12 protein-coding genes are annotated in these 14,716 nt (G+C 55.6%); 9 read left to right on the forward strand and 3 right to left on the reverse strand.

What is annotated here, in order from left to right; all coding sequences use genetic code 11:
- Positions 1-178 precede the first annotated feature (178 nt).
- The 3 genes from ACO6TI_RS09260 to ACO6TI_RS09270 all read right to left on the reverse strand — a co-directional run bounded on the left by ACO6TI_RS09260 (position 179) and on the right by ACO6TI_RS09270 (position 4,746).
- On the reverse strand, positions 179-2,761 hold the full coding sequence (locus tag ACO6TI_RS09260; RefSeq protein ID WP_422384804.1) for a caspase family protein: 2,583 nt from the start codon (positions 2,759-2,761) through the stop codon (positions 179-181).
- Positions 2,762-2,985: 224 nt separating this feature from the next.
- A complete protein-coding gene (locus tag ACO6TI_RS09265; RefSeq protein ID WP_422384805.1) occupies positions 2,986-3,615 on the reverse strand; it encodes a GNAT family N-acetyltransferase in 630 nt (209 codons plus the stop codon).
- Between the two features lie 108 nt (positions 3,616-3,723).
- On the reverse strand, positions 3,724-4,746 hold the full coding sequence (locus ACO6TI_RS09270) for a LacI family DNA-binding transcriptional regulator (RefSeq protein WP_422384806.1): 1,023 nt from the start codon (positions 4,744-4,746) through the stop codon (positions 3,724-3,726).
- A gap of 203 nt (positions 4,747-4,949) precedes the next feature.
- On the opposite strand from ACO6TI_RS09270, the gene ACO6TI_RS09275 reads away from it, so the two are divergent.
- The 9 genes from ACO6TI_RS09275 (at position 4,950) to ACO6TI_RS09315 (ending at position 14,630) form a co-directional block, all read left to right on the forward strand.
- On the forward strand, positions 4,950-5,972 hold the full coding sequence (locus tag ACO6TI_RS09275) for a Gfo/Idh/MocA family oxidoreductase (RefSeq protein ID WP_422384807.1): 1,023 nt from the start codon (positions 4,950-4,952) through the stop codon (positions 5,970-5,972).
- The gene (locus ACO6TI_RS09280; protein ID WP_196898522.1) at positions 5,969-6,928 is read left to right on the forward strand and encodes a sugar phosphate isomerase/epimerase family protein; all 960 of its coding nucleotides are present in this window, start codon (positions 5,969-5,971) and stop codon (positions 6,926-6,928) included. The genes ACO6TI_RS09275 and ACO6TI_RS09280 overlap by 4 nt, the downstream gene beginning before the upstream one ends.
- 12 nt (positions 6,929-6,940) lie before the next feature.
- Positions 6,941-7,681: an ATP-binding cassette domain-containing protein gene (locus ACO6TI_RS09285; protein WP_055119490.1), complete on the forward strand. Its 741-nt coding sequence runs from the start codon at positions 6,941-6,943 to the stop codon at positions 7,679-7,681.
- Entirely contained in the window at positions 7,678-8,748 is a 1,071-nt protein-coding gene (locus tag ACO6TI_RS09290; RefSeq protein WP_082442550.1) for an ABC transporter permease, read from the forward strand. Before ACO6TI_RS09285 ends, ACO6TI_RS09290 begins: the two co-directional genes overlap by 4 nt.
- A gap of 36 nt (positions 8,749-8,784) precedes the next feature.
- Positions 8,785-9,768 (forward strand): sugar-binding protein, encoded by a 984-nt coding sequence (locus ACO6TI_RS09295; RefSeq protein ID WP_108873351.1) that lies wholly within the window; start codon positions 8,785-8,787, stop codon positions 9,766-9,768.
- Positions 9,769-10,009: 241 nt separating this feature from the next.
- Positions 10,010-10,972 (forward strand): aldo/keto reductase, encoded by a 963-nt coding sequence (locus ACO6TI_RS09300; protein WP_055119810.1) that lies wholly within the window; start codon positions 10,010-10,012, stop codon positions 10,970-10,972.
- 25 nt (positions 10,973-10,997) lie between these two features.
- Positions 10,998-11,813 carry an SDR family oxidoreductase gene (locus tag ACO6TI_RS09305; RefSeq protein ID WP_422384808.1) on the forward strand — a complete coding sequence of 272 codons (816 nt, stop codon included), beginning with the start codon at positions 10,998-11,000 and terminating at the stop codon, positions 11,811-11,813.
- Between the two features lie 108 nt (positions 11,814-11,921).
- Positions 11,922-12,554 (forward strand): LysE family translocator, encoded by a 633-nt coding sequence (locus ACO6TI_RS09310; protein WP_055119496.1) that lies wholly within the window; start codon positions 11,922-11,924, stop codon positions 12,552-12,554.
- A gap of 231 nt (positions 12,555-12,785) precedes the next feature.
- A complete protein-coding gene (locus tag ACO6TI_RS09315; protein WP_422384809.1) occupies positions 12,786-14,630 on the forward strand; it encodes a hypothetical protein in 1,845 nt (614 codons plus the stop codon).
- The last annotated feature ends 86 nt before the right edge of the window (positions 14,631-14,716 follow it).

Raw genomic sequence — 14,716 nt, forward strand, 5'->3', positions numbered from 1 at the left:
AATACTCAACCAGCCGCAGTCGCGTTTCGTCGGGCAGGTGCTGTCGAGTTAGGCTGGTCATTGCCGTCGTCGCCGGACCCGGTTTGCGAAGAGTTGCCGTTTCACCCAGTCGATAGTCGCGCCATGTCGATGCGAAGAAACCTAAGGCTCCCGGGCTGGATGCGCTCGCAAAACGGGTTCAACCTCCCGCGTCGAAAATCCGGTTCACAGCTGTCAGGGTCTGTCTGCCGAAGGCTCCGTCAATCGCCCCGCTGTAGAACCCGGCGTTGAGCAATCGCTCCTGAAACGTTTTGCGAAAGTCCGAAGGCCAGGCTTGCGCATTGTCGGACAACTCGTTCAATGCCCGCTCAGAACCGGAACGAAGCGACATTTCCATCCAGAACGCAGCTATTTCATAGCTTTGTTCTTTGTACCGGGAGCCTGCGTAATATTCCGCAAGATTGTACATCGCGAGCGGAAAGCCTTCATCGGCGCTCTTTTGAAACCATTCGCGTGCCTTGACAAAATCCGGAGGCACACCTTCACCTTCACGATGCATGACGCCGATGTTGTTCATCGCCGCGCGGTTTCCAAGTGATGCGGCTTTTTGATACCAGTCCATTTCTTCTTTGGGGTCCGGATCTGTTCCCTTGCCCTCGTAGATCATGAGACCGATATTGACCATTGCCGCGCTGTTGCCCTGTTCGGCGGCTTTCCGGTACCAGTCCAGAGCCTTGGCATAGTCGCGCTGCGTCCCGGTCCCGCTCTCGTAGAGATCGGCGGCGTTATACATTCCCTCCTCATTGCCGTCAGCTGCCGACTTCAGGAACCAGGACAGTGCCTCTGCGGGATCTTCCTTCACGCCAATACCGTCCCTGTAGAGGATCCCGATATTGTTGAGGCCATAGGAATTGCCGAGGTTCGCGGCTTTTTCGTACCAGATGAATGCCTGGGCGTTGTCCTGCGGAACGCCTGTTCCGTTCTCGTAAAGAATGCCGATGTCGACCATGGCATCCGTGCTGCCGTTGTCGGCGGCCAACCGGTACCATTTCAGTGCTTCCGCGGGGTTTGGCGGTATTCCTTCGCCGGACACATAAAGATCGGCGAGGTTTCTCATCGCCTTGGGAAAGTTCAGGTTTGCGGCCCGGGTGAACCATTTGGCCGCTTCTTCGGCATCTTGCGCCACGCCCTGTCCATCACGGTACATGACGCCTATGTTGTTGATTGCTGCCCTGTTGCCGAGATTTGCGGCCTTGCGATACCAGTCGAACTCGTCAGCGTGCGTCATGTCCTCGGCCTGACCCCGGTCATGCATCAATCCGAGCTCGACCATGGCATCACTATGACCGAGGGCCGCCGCCTGCGTGAACAGCTCTCTTGCCCTCCCAAGGTCCTTCACCGTTCCTTCGCCATTGAGGTACATCAGACCCAGATTGTTCATCGAGGCCGCCGATCCGGCGGCCGCCGCGCTGGCATAGAGATCAATAGCCTCCGCATCGCGATCCAGGTAGTCGAGTGCTCTGGCCTGCTGAAACAGGAACCGGGGTTTGTCCGGATGATCGGCAACGGCTTGCGAACATGCCTCTGCGGCTTCCAGGCCGTCGATATCGCCAAAATAGACACCAGCCACGCCGGCAGGGCGCATCGGATCGTCGGGTGACGCGGCAAGGTGATCGCACATCGTGATTTCTTCAGTCAGTTCTGCTTGTGACAGGCCTGCATCCTCGTTGCCAACGCATTGTTCGAACAGCTTGACAAAATCATGGTAGCCGCGGGTCGCTGCAGTGGTCTCCAGTCCGAATTCACGCGTTGCTTCCAGGAAACATGATTCTTCTTCCGGGTTTCGGATTGCAATCGCAGACGGAGAAGAAATATCGGCAACATTGGTCTTTGTGGAAACACGGTCTTCCTGAACAACCGGTTGTGACTGGGCGACAGCAGGTTTTTGCCGCTGGTTCAGCTTAAACTCTCCGATCAGCTGATCATAATAGGCCGGTGTTTGTTTGTGGCGGACCTGGGAGGCTTCTTCGCGAACGACGGTCCTCAACCGGAGCATCATGTCCCGAATGCCGAGTTGAGGTTCGTCCAGCAGTCTCAGGAAATGCCGGGTGAACAAGCCATTGGGATTGGCGTCGCCGGGACCGAGGTTATCCAGCGCGAGTTGATTGGCACCGGCGGAATAAATCACGAACAGGCCGTCTGGGGGCGTGCCCAGATCTCCCATTCCACGCGCTGCTCCCAGGCTGCGCGTTCCGTTTGACTGGAAGGGATTTTCGCGGCAGGAATCAAGAATAACGAGGGACACGTTTGCGCCACTTGCCTCAAGATCCAGCAACAGGGTGGTCAGGTTTATGGCCCGGTGCCGCAGTTTCCTTTCTCCGTCCACGCTCAGCGCGGGCACGTCGACCGGAAGAAGGTAGTTGGATCCCTGGACCTCCAATCCGTGACCGGCATAGAAAACGACAACTTCGGAGCCGTCCTCAATCCGACTCAGGAAATTGTCGATCAGTTCGGACAGGCCAAAGATATCCAGATCCAGCCCGAGGTGAACGGTAAATCCCAACCCCCTGAGTTTTTCGCCGACAGATGTGGCATCGTTGATCGGGTTGTCGAGATCGGTAACGTACTCGTAGTCATTGTTGCCGATGACGAGCGCAATACGCGAGAGGTTCCCTTCCACGGGCTCCGGTCTCAGCACTTCAGTCGTTCCACCCAGCACCGAGGAAAGCTGTGTGAGCAGCAGAAGCACAGCAACAGGAATGGCAATACAGTGTCTTAGCATTTCAAATGATTGCCCGTTTCGCGATATTGATTTTTTGAACTGAACTGCCTTGCAGGTGCGTTCGTTTTGATTTTTTCTTGTTTTCCCTTTGGTTAGGTCGATCCTAATATTGCTGCTCGGTCAGTAGCGGTCAACATGCATCTTTGTGCATTTCATTCAACTTTACGAGCTTGAGGGGTGGTCGAATCCAGCCAGTCGGAGGAGGAGGTTTTTGCAACAGTCCGCTATTCGGCGCTATCCCGGACGGGCAGAACCATGTGCAAATGCGTTCCCACACCGTGTCGGTCCGCCAGTTCCGAAATCCGTGTCTCGACTGCAACATGCATTCCCATCCGTATGTAAAATTGCACCGCATCGTTGTCAGCCGCCACGTCAAGGCAAATGCGATCGCAGTGCGCTTCCTTCGCGTTTGATGTCGCAACATCGAGCAATTGTCGACCGATTCCGAGACGGCGGGCTTTGGACGATACTTCAAGATCAAACACGAAATAGGACCCTTCGAGCCCGTGCGGAAAAAGCTCAGCCATCAGGTCAAATGCATGGTTCAGATGCTTGCGAAACTCCGCACCTTCATTCCGGCCCTGCCGTTCGCGTGTGTGGATGAAATGTTCGCCGAATTCTTCCAGTGTGTGCGATGCCAGGACACCCAGAATTTTTTGATTTCGAACGGCAAGGGTCATCTGCTTGTGGCACACGATACCATTGTTCTCCGGCCAGTCGCTGGCAAAGACCCGGCGCCAGCGGTCCCTGGTGCCGAAGAGAATTGTCATGAGCGGTTTGTCGACGGTCCAGATGAGATCGGCGATCGGCCCTGACGGGTGTTCAGCTTGTGCATCGACTATGCAAACACTCATTCTGGCGACCTCCCGCGAGTTTTCTTCACCCTGCACCGGGTTTATAGGAGCCGGTATTTTCATGTCTGCCGCCCGCCATGAGATGTGAGCAGAACTGATCTGTTCGAGCTAGAGACTGCAATTGTATCTGGTGTGAACAAGGATCTGTGTCGGCCGGACGTCCGTGTCGATACCTTCGTGAAATGTCCTGATCCAGTGAGCCGCAGCCTGAACCTCTGCTTCGAAGTCGTGTGAAATCACGTAGTCCATGATTCCTGACACGAGCAGTTGCTGAGAATTGACGGTCAGTTCGTGACCGACAAAAATGGTTGTTTCCGCACCCGCTGCCACTTCGAGTGCCTGCGCAACACCGCGGTTCGCACCGGCAACATTGTAAATGGCAGGTGGCAACCCGTGTGCTTCGAAATGTTGCAATAGCTGAGAACAGGTTGTCTCGGGTGCATCGTCGGCGATTACCCTTTCGTCGATACGCAGGTGAGGATAGGTCGATCTCAAGACGCGCCGAAAACCCATCTCCCGTTCTTGCTGACATCGGAAAGCGACACTCATCACGATGAGGATCCTTTGCCGCGTTTTCGTCAGCGACTGACCGATCAATTGAGCCGCGACACTTCCGGCGGCGTATTGATCGTTTCCGACATAGGCACTTCGTCGTGAACTCGGAAGATCCGTGGTGAGGCAGACAACGGGTACTCCATCCCGGCAGACTGTCCGAACCGCGTGATTGATTGCCGGATGTTCCCTGGCAATCAGGACAAGGCCATCGCTGTTTTTGCCGGCATCGATAATGCTGCCTGCCAGACTTTGAGGGTCGGACTGGTTGGTTTCGGCAAATGTGCCGGACACTGAAACACCAGGCTGGGATCGATTGGTAACGTTTACTGCATCGCTGACCGCACTGTTGAAGGTCTTTCCGGACTCGCACAGAAGCGTAATGTTTAGATCGCCGGATGAACTGGCGGAGTGCTGAAGCTTGAAAAGCGCCGCTTGAACGCGCGCGCGGGTTTCATTCCGGACGCCCGCCCGTCCATTCAAAACCCTGTCTACAGTAGCAACTCCCAAACCGGAAAAATCGGCAATCTCCTTGATCGTCGGTCCTTTCCAGTTATGAGCCGATTTGGTTCGTGTCATCACTGTTCACTATTTTCTGATGTGAAATACATCAGAACAAATTCTCAAATCCAATCTTTTGCCGAAATCGAACGAAAATTCCAATCAATGATGGATTTCACATCAATATTCATCGTTCAACACGCTTTGAAACCGGGTTTTCCACTCACATACTGACCGAAACAAAACGGGAGGACGTCACCTGTTGAGGTGGCGAAGAACAAGTGTCGGTTCGAGTCGCCTTGATTGGTGCCGGAGTGATGGGGGCGGATCATGCCAGCATCATTTCAGGTGATGTGCCCGGAGCAACGCTTCATGTCGTTTGCGACGCCTCGAAAGACACGGCAATTCGCATCGCGGACGCGTATTCGGCCAAGGACGTCAGCACGGACCCTCTGGACACGATCAGGCGCAAAGATGTCGATGCGGTGCTGATCGCCAGTCCCGACCCCACGCATGCGGAGCTGACACTTGCATCCCTTCAACAGCGCAAGCCCGTGCTTTGCGAAAAACCACTGGCACAGACTGTGGATGAGGCTCTGATGGTTCTCGAGGCTGAATGCGCACTTGGTCAACAGCTGGTGCATGTCGGCTTTATGCGCCGTTTCGATCCATCATATGTCGAAATGAAGTCGGCAATGCATGCGGGCCGGATCGGGGCTGCGGTCATGATGCACAACTTTCATCGAAACGTTGCCGCACCGCCAAATTTCAGTGGACTGATGGCGGTTACAAATTCCGCGCCGCATGAGTTCGACATCATCAGATATGTTCTGGCCACGAATGTTGCGGCAATTTCGGCCTTTGAACCGGCGCTTGACACAGATAGTGTCTGCAAGCCGGTTGTCATGATCATCGAAACAACATGCGGTCAGCTCGTTACCGTCGAGGTAAACAACAATGCAGGCTACGGTTATGACGTCAGGTGCGAGCTCGTAGGCACCGAGGGTTCCGTATCGCTTCAGACCCAATTTCAGACACGCATCGACCAGAACCTGTCGGCCGGAACGGTTTACGCCGCAGATTGGCGCCCTCGATTTCGCGAGGCCTATCGGTTGCAGAACAAGGCCTGGATTGCCTCGGTCAGTTCCGGTCAGCCTGTGGTCCAGGCTGCCGATGCCTGGGATGGCTATTGCGCAGCCGTGATTGCAGAGGCCGGAGCAAGTGCTCTCACTTCAGGCAACAAGGCCGCAGTCAAGCTGGTCGAGCGGCCGGCACTGTACGCCAAAACGGGAGACGCGGCATGAAGCTCGGCTTTGTATCGGACAGCCTGGGCGGATTGGGATTCCAGGAGCTTCTCGATACGGCGGTTCGCCTTGGCGCAGAAGGTGTTGAAATAAACACAGGCGGCTGGTCAACAGCTCCTCATTTTGACCTGGATGCCATGAAATCCAGCACAGACGCCCGCAAGGCCTTTCGCAGGGCGTTTGACGACCGGGGGCTGGAAATCGTCTGTCTTAATGCAAATGGCAATCCCTTGCATCCGGTGGACACGTCACAGGCCGAGTGCCTGAAGGATACGATCCGAATAGCTGGCGACCTGGGTATAACAACCATTTGCGCCATGTCGGGATTGCCGGCGGGAGCACCGGGCGACACGACGCCCAACTGGATCGTTTCCAGTTGGCCGCCTGAAACCCGAACCATCCTCGATTATCAGTGGAACGATGTTCTCATTCCATTCTGGGGTGAGATCGTTGACCTGGCTAAAGTGCATGGTGTGCGGCGTATCGCCCTTGAACTGCACGGCAACCAGTGTGTCTTCAATGTTTCCTCTGCTGAAAAACTGCGCGAAGCGGTCGGGCCCGTTATCGGGGTCAACCTCGATCCTTCGCATCTTTTCTGGATGGGTGCCGATCCGCTCGTCGCGGCGGAAGCACTCGGGGACGCGATTTATCACGTGCATGCGAAAGACACGATGTTGAACCCGCAGGTACAGGCCACAAGGAGCCTCCTTGAAAACGGCAGCCTTACGGATATCGTCTCGCGTAGCTGGAGTTACATAACGCTGGGATTTGGTCACGGGGAAGAGTGGTGGCGACAGTTTTGCTATCGATTGAGAATGGCAAAATATGATGGCTGGCTGAGTATTGAGCACGAAGATGTCTTGCTAAACTCTGAGGAAGGGCTTGTTAAATCGATTGAAATGCTCCGTAATGTCTTGCCTGTTGCGCCGTCCGACTATGTGCCGCAGGCAATTTGAGGGAGGAAATCGTTGGGGCTTCTGAATCTGAACGGTATCACGAAAAGTTTTGGTGCAATCCACGCGCTGAACGGGGTGGACCTGTCGATCGATCCGGGGGAAGCGGTCGGCCTGATGGGAGACAATGGTGCGGGCAAGTCGACCCTGATGAAAATCATCGCGGGAAATTTCAAACCGACGAGCGGTGAAATCCGGATCGAGGACAAGTCGGTCGAATTTCACAAACCGATTGATGCGAGACACGCGGGAATTGAGATCGTTTATCAGGATCTGGCGCTGTGCGACAACCTGACGGCCGCGGCGAATGTGTTTCTCGGTCGGGAGGCGAAGAAGAGAATCGGGCCGTTTTCGTGGCTCGACCACGGGGCAATGTACAAGCGCGCCGGGGAACTGTTTTCGGAGTTGAAATCGGAAACCCGGCCGAGAGATCTTGTTCGTCAGATGTCGGGTGGACAACGGCAGGCCGTTGCCATCGCCAGGACACGCTTGTCGGATCCGAAGCTGGTCCTGATGGATGAGCCCACGGCCGCCATATCGGTTCGCCAGGTTGCGGAAGTTCTGGCGCTCATCAAACGCCTGAAGGATACCGGCCATGCCGTCATTCTGGTGTCTCACAGGATGCCGGATGTTTTCGATGTGTGCGACCGGGTCGCTGTTCTTCGCCGGGGTACGAAAGTTGCCGACAAGCACATCAAGGAAACAAGCCCCGAGGAAGTGACCGGGCTTATCACGGGGGCGATCGAAGCTGCATGACCGAAGAACTGACAGATCAGAAACAACGTCGGCATCCGGGCCGTGGTCCGGTGGACACCTTGAACGAAATGGATCATGCCGCCATTGACGAAAGCATCACGTCCCGCCAGGAAGTGTCCGGCTTCGGCTCGATGATCAGGACACAGCCGTTTTGGGTGTTCCTGGCGATCCTGGCAATCGGTATCGTGATGACCTTTGTCTCCGATGCGTTCATGACAGAACGCAACATGTTCAATATCACCCGTAACTTCGCCTTCTTCGGCATCATGGCTCTCGGGATGTCAGCGGTTATCTGTACGGCTGGTATCGACCTTTCCGTCGGGTCGCTGCTCGGTCTGTGTGCCATTACGCTGGGCCTGACCATGCAGGCTGGCTGGGGCATTGAGGTAGGCTTTGTCGTTTGCATGCTGACGGCAGCGGCCGTTGGCGCGATCAACGGCGTTCTGATTGCCTATCTGAAGATGGCGCCCTTCGTTGTCACGCTCGGCATGCTGGCTATGGCCAGATCCATTGCGATGGTCATTTCCAACAACAAGATGATCTACGAATTCGGTCCCGACATGGAGCTGTTCGAATGGATCGGTGGCGAAAGCATGCTGGGTGTACCGAATGTGGTCTGGGTGCTGATACTGATGACGGCGGGTTTCTGGTGGGTCTGGAGATATTCCACCTGGGGCAGATGGGTGATCGCCATCGGCGGAAACGCGCAAGCGGCAAAGCTCTCGGGCATTCCGGTCGAGCGGATGATCGTCTCGGTATACATGGTGTGTTCCATGTGCACGGGTCTCGCGGCATTCATGTTTATCGGCTACACCGGCTCGGCCACCAACGGCATGGGTGTGACCTATGAGCTCAATGTGATCGCCGCCAGCGTGATCGGTGGCGCCAATCTCATGGGCGGTGTCGTCTATGCCCTTGGTGCTCCAATCGGAGCCGCATTGGTCGAACTCATTCGCAATTCACTGCTTTTGGCCGGTATTCCGGCGCTCTGGCAGCAATTCTTCGTTGGCCTGTTCCTGATACTTGCAGTGCTCCTGGAACAGATCCGAAGCAGAGGGCGCAGTTAAAGCCCCTCAATTTCTTCAAAATCCAGGGAGGAGAATATGAAGAAACTACTGACCTTAACCGCCATGGCGGCCATTCTGGCCCCCTCGATGGCAATGGCGGACTATACATTCGCGCTCGTGCCAAAGGCGATGAACAATCCGTTCTTCGATCTCGCGCGTGATGGCTGCTACAAAGCCCAGGAAGAACTTGCCGACGTTACTTGTGAATATATTGGGCCGGGTGAACATACCGAGCTGGAACAGATCCAGATCGTGCAGGATCTCATAACCAAGGGTGTTGATGGAATTGCGGTTGCACCTTCGAATGCACCCGCCATGGCGAAGGTTCTCAAAGCTGCGGCCGACGCAGGCATACCAGTCATGACCTGGGACTCGGACCTTCTTGATAAGGACAAGAGCCTGCGCACAACCTATGTCGGAACAAACAACTACGATATCGGTGTGAACCTGGCGAAACTGATCCAGGCGCGGCATCCGGACGGTGGCACGGTCTGCCTGCAGACGGGTGGGGCTGCTGCAGCAAACCACAACGAACGTCTGAAAGGTGCCCGCGATACACTGTCTGGCAAGGATACGGGGACACCTCCCGGGTCCGCTCTCGCTGGTGACGGTGGCTGGACCGAGATTTCCGGATGCCCGCTCATCACCAATGATGACGGCAATGTCGCTGTGCAAGGCATGACGGATATACTCGCGGCAAATCCGGATTTGACGGCATTCCTGTCGACGGGCGCCTTCACGCAGTGGTTCGACAATGCCTACCGCAAGGCAGCAGAGCCCTATAAGGCAAAGATGGATTCCGGTGACATGACGATCGTGGTTGCGGACACTCTGCCGATGCAGCTTGAGCAAACCAAGGACGGTCTTGGCAACGGTCTGGTTGGTCAGCGTCCTTACGAGATGGGCTACAAGGCCATGTATATCTTGAAGGATATTGCCGAAGGCAAGTCGGTTGACGATCCGATTTTCACGGGCCTCGACGTTTGCGACAACAAAAACATCGACAGCTGCGTCCAGTAGGGCCTGTCACGACAACAAGGATTGGGGCGGTGCGAACATTCGTGCCGCCCCTTTCGTTTGAGGCTTGGCGTGCACCGGCTATCGGATGCGCGATCGTCGTGACCTTTGTCCGGCGAATGAACACGACCTGGCGGGTTTCTGGCTGTTGGACGGTTTCAGCGGTCCATTCTGTCAGCTACGGTTGGTTCGTAACCATCTTTCCACGGATATCACGGTCGCGATCCGGGGCACTGGAGGCATTATGCAAAAACGATCTGTTGGCAAATCGGACCTGAGGGTCACACCGCTATGTTTCGGCGCCTCCGGCCTGAGCAACATGCCCGATACCTATGGCTACGAAGTCGACGAAGCGCGTGCTCGTGACACCTTGAGAGCAATATTCGATGGTCCCGTGAATTTTCTGGACACATCAAACAATTATGGCTTCGGACGCAGTGAAGAACGGATAGGCGCAGCCTTGCGGGAACGCGGTGGCTTGCCTGAGGGGTTTGTTCTGTCGACCAAACTCGACCGCGACATGGAAACGGGACGTTTCGATGCAGCGCGCGTTCGCCGGTCGATCGATGAAAGCCTTTCGCGGCTGGGATTGGACCATGTTCCCTTGCTGCATTTGCATGATCCGGAACATGCAAGAGACCTGGGTGAAATCACAGGAACGGGAGGCGCACTGGACGAATTGTTCAAGCTCAAGGAGGAAGGCATCGCATCGGCAGTGGGACTTGCCATGGGAAGAATCGACGTCATGTTGCCAATTCTCCGCGAACGGCCTTTTGATGCACTTATCAGCCACAATCGCTTCACCGTGTTGAACCGTTCGGCGCATGAAATGTTCGACTACGCCCATTCCAGGGGGATCGCCATCTTGAACGCGGCTCCTTACGCGGGCGGCGTTCTCGCCAAGGGCAGCGCCCAGATGCCGCGCATCACCTACCAGCCTGCAACGGAGGCGACGATGAAGCCGGTGAAGGCGGTCGAGGATATTTGTGCAAGTGCCGGAATTGACCCGGGTGCGCTGGCACTCCAGTTCTCGATGCGCGATCCGCGTGTCACATCGACGATCGTGGGTGTATCGAAAGCGGCGCGGGTCGCGCAGACGCTCAATTGGGCGAGCCAGGACATCGATCCGGCGGTCTGGACGCAGCTTGATACTCTGCCCTTCTCGTCGGAAGATCCGGAAGCAGATCGGGACTACAAACCCGGCTGATTTCGCAAAACTTGAGGGATCCAAAATGAACAGGCTTGACGGCAAGATCGCAATTGTCACGGGTGGAACGCAAGGCCTTGGCGCTGCGATTGGCCGATTGTTCGCGGACGCCGGTGTCTCCGGCCTGATAACATGTGGGCGCAATATTTCGAAAGGCGAAGCGGTCGCGGCCGACATTACCCGTGACACCGGCGTTCCGGTCAGGTTCGTCCCTGCCGACCTCGCGGAAGTGTCCGATTGTGTTGCCGTCGTCAAGGCTGCAGATGACGTTTTCGGCCGGGCGGATATCCTGGTCAACGCCGCCGGCCTGACAGACCGTGGTAATCTGCTTGATACGTCCCCCGAATTGTTTGACCGGATTTTTGCCGTCAACGTCAGGGCGCCTTTCTTTCTCATGCAGGAGACCGTCAAGCTGATGATCCGCGAAAAGCTTGCCGGAAGCATTGTCAATATCGGATCGGCCTCGTCTCTTGCGGGACAGCCTTTCATCGCGCCTTATTGTGCCTCCAAGGGAGCGCTTGCCACGCTCACCCGGAATGCCGGATTTGCCCTGATGAGAAACCGGATCCGGGTCAATCAACTGGATATCGGCTGGATGAATTCCGACAATGAGCGTGCCTTGCAGGTGTCGGAGACCGGTGATCCCCACTTTATGGAAAAACAAGCCGCAACGTTGCCGTTCGAACGCTTGCTGGAGCCCGGCGAAGTGGCAAAGGCCGTAGCGTTTCTGGCATCGGAGGACAGCGGCATGATGACCGGTTCGGTCGTTCAGTTCGATCAGTCTGTCTGGGGTGGCTACGACGATCTGCCTCCCGTGCCGTCCAGACCAATGACACCCTGATGAAGGGTGTCGGAGGATGCGCGGTTTTCATTGCCGCGAAGCAGCTCTTTCGGTTGTTTTTGCAACCTGATCCATATCGTGCCGTGGTGACGTTCGAGGAGGTTGAAGATGCCGGGTGGTGAAATTCTGCTTCCGTTCGTGGTCACAGTCCTGTTGCTCTCGATCACTCCGGGCCCCGGAATGCTCTACATCGCTGCCCAGACTGTCGGGCGAGGCCGGAATGCTGGCTGGTTCTCTGCTCTTGGAACACATTTGGCGAGCTATGTTCACATTATCGCAACGGCCTTCGGCCTGAGCTTTTTTCTTGAAGCCGTTCCAGTCGCCTATCTCGCGCTGAAGATTGTCGGTGCCCTGTTTCTTTTCTGGATGGGCATTCGCTTTCTTATGGCCGAAGAGATCTCTTCCGGTCCTGAAAGCCATTCTGAACCAGCAATGCATTTCAAGGCGCTCCGAGAGAGCTTTGTTGTTGAAGTCACCAACCCCAAATCTGCTGTATTCTTTATTGCTTTCCTGCCGCAATTCACGGACCAGGGGGCGGCCTATCCGGTCTGGCTGCAGATCATTCTTTTGGGAGTAGCGGCCAATTTGTTCTTTTCATTCGCCGAGGCAGGCTGTGTGATTTTTGCGGACCAGATTGCTGGACTGTTTCAAAAATCCCGGTCAGCGGGCCGCTGGATGCGCAGGGCCGCCGGATCAGTGTTGATCGCTCTTGGTGCCAACTTGCTGATATCCGAGCGATAGATAGCGATCAGGCACTCGTGTCCGCGTGCAGTCCGGCAAAGACAAATGCCGATCGGGTCAAACCAGAATTCTTGGTCGGAGCTGCAACCTTTCTGCAATCAGGAGTTTTATTGTTGCCGGACAACTATCAACGCGATCGTCTGTGAGTTAATCTGAATTTTTCAACTGTTGTAACCGAAGACATTTTTGATTTTTCGGTCGATCCGTTCACGCATCGTAGTGGAGACGGTTATGAAACAGATTATTTCTGCAATCGGCAGTCTCGATACCAGGACAATCCAACTGCGTGCTCTCAAGCTCGACAGGTTCGTCACCGAAGTCCTCCTGCCGTTTCTGGGGTTTCACGGCAGCATGATTGCCACACTTATCCTGAGTCAGACGGATGAGACTGTTTTCCTGGTGGCAAGTGTCCTGCTGCCGGCAACAGCTTTCGTTCTGACCGCCTATTTCCGTTTCAGGGGAGATCGGCTGGAACTGGCGGATCGCACAAGATACGCGGCGGCGATTTTCTGTTTTCTGATGGTCGGTATCCTGGGACTTGAAGCAGCGGGCTACAGTTGGCCGACGCCGTCAGCCTTCTTCCTCGTGTCCGGGTTCGTGCTGGTCCTCTGTGCCATAGAAGCAAAAATCTTTCCAGCTGGCTGCCTCAATGCCATAGGGATCTACCTCGCCTTGTTTCTTGTTGTCTTCTGGCAGGAAGAAGGAACGCTCCTTCCGGTCGTGGTTTACCTGATCTGTCTTGTGTCGGCTCTCATTTATCTGGCTCATCGCAAGGATCTTTCCAGCGCTGTTGGATTGCTCGCCGGAGTCGCGATCGTGTTGTTTGGGGAGATCGATCGTGAAGACGGTCCCTCGGTACAGATCTACCTCGTGCTTGCCGTCATTGTGGGCGCCATAATTGTTTATGAAGTCTGGGCCAGGCACGGACGTCAGTCGGATCAGCGCTTTTTCCTTGTGCAGGGGCTTGTTGTCGTCATCCTCGGCGTTTCGGCATATCTGCTGGATCCTCGCGACGGAGAGGTCGGTATGTCGCTGCGCTGGCTTGCCGCCGTGATCGCATATGCGGTCCTGATGCATTTCGTGCGCAAGGGGCAGGGCAATCCAACCCGGGTCAGCTGGGTTGCCATTGTTGCCACTTTTGCCGTGTGGATGAATTTCGATACGAGTTACCTGGTGTTTCACGAACTCTGGCTACCCACGATTTTGACGGCAGCGATTGTCCTCGTTCTGGTCGGGTTTTCCGAGGCGATTGGCAATTCGTTTGTCAGGTTGGTTGCCGCTGTCATGACGGCGGGCCTGTGCTTCTATCTGCTGTTGGCCGTGGAAGACTTCAGTGGCCGTGTGCTGTACGAGGTCAAAAAATTCGCACCGGCAGGCAGATCAGATCTGGAAAACCTTGAAAGCGGCTCCGACCTGGTGATCGACGATGTATTCGCCCTGCATCAACTCAGCCTGCAATTCCTGTTCGCGGTCGGATTTGGGGTTGCCGTCTCTGTTTCGCAAAGCCGGAGTTTCGAAAAAGGCCTTCCCTGGTGGTGCGGCCTAATCCGTGACCGGCACGTCGTGTACCTGAGAAGACTGTATCGACTCTCGGTGAATGCGGTTAAATCAATTCCGATCGTCGGCAATATTCTCTCTGTGGCGCAAACGGTGCTGAAATCCCTGAAATACATCAAGGGAGACGGCTCGAAGCTCGATGCCGGTGATCTTCTGTTCGGAGTTGCAAACGTTCTGCTGGTCTTGTCGATCATCGCGTCGATGAAGGCCGTATTCGTTATGGATGGACTGGCGGCAGATGGCGGGATTTCGGAGAAATTCAGCTTCTTGGTCACGATCGCCAGCTGGGCAATCTGGGGAAGCGTGATCTATCTTTGGGGCCGCCTGACAGGGTCGCTCTACTACGTCCTGCTCGGAGTGGTTTTTATTGTGTGTCCCATCGCCTTCAAGGATATCAGAACCTTGATTCTGGACGATGAAAGCATGGCAGCGATTTGGGTTCTGGCCTGCGGTGTGCCGCTGCTGTTTCTGAGTGTGTTCCGGACTCGAGCGGAACTGGATGAGGAAAACAATCCCTGATCTCGGTGGCCGGTTTTCATCATGATCGTCCGGTCAGGAAGTACATCGTGCGGCTTCACGCACATGTTCATTGCAGATGTGCGGGC

The organism is Roseibium album (genome assembly GCF_965233825.1).
Lineage (GTDB): Bacteria > Pseudomonadota > Alphaproteobacteria > Rhizobiales > Stappiaceae > Roseibium > Roseibium album.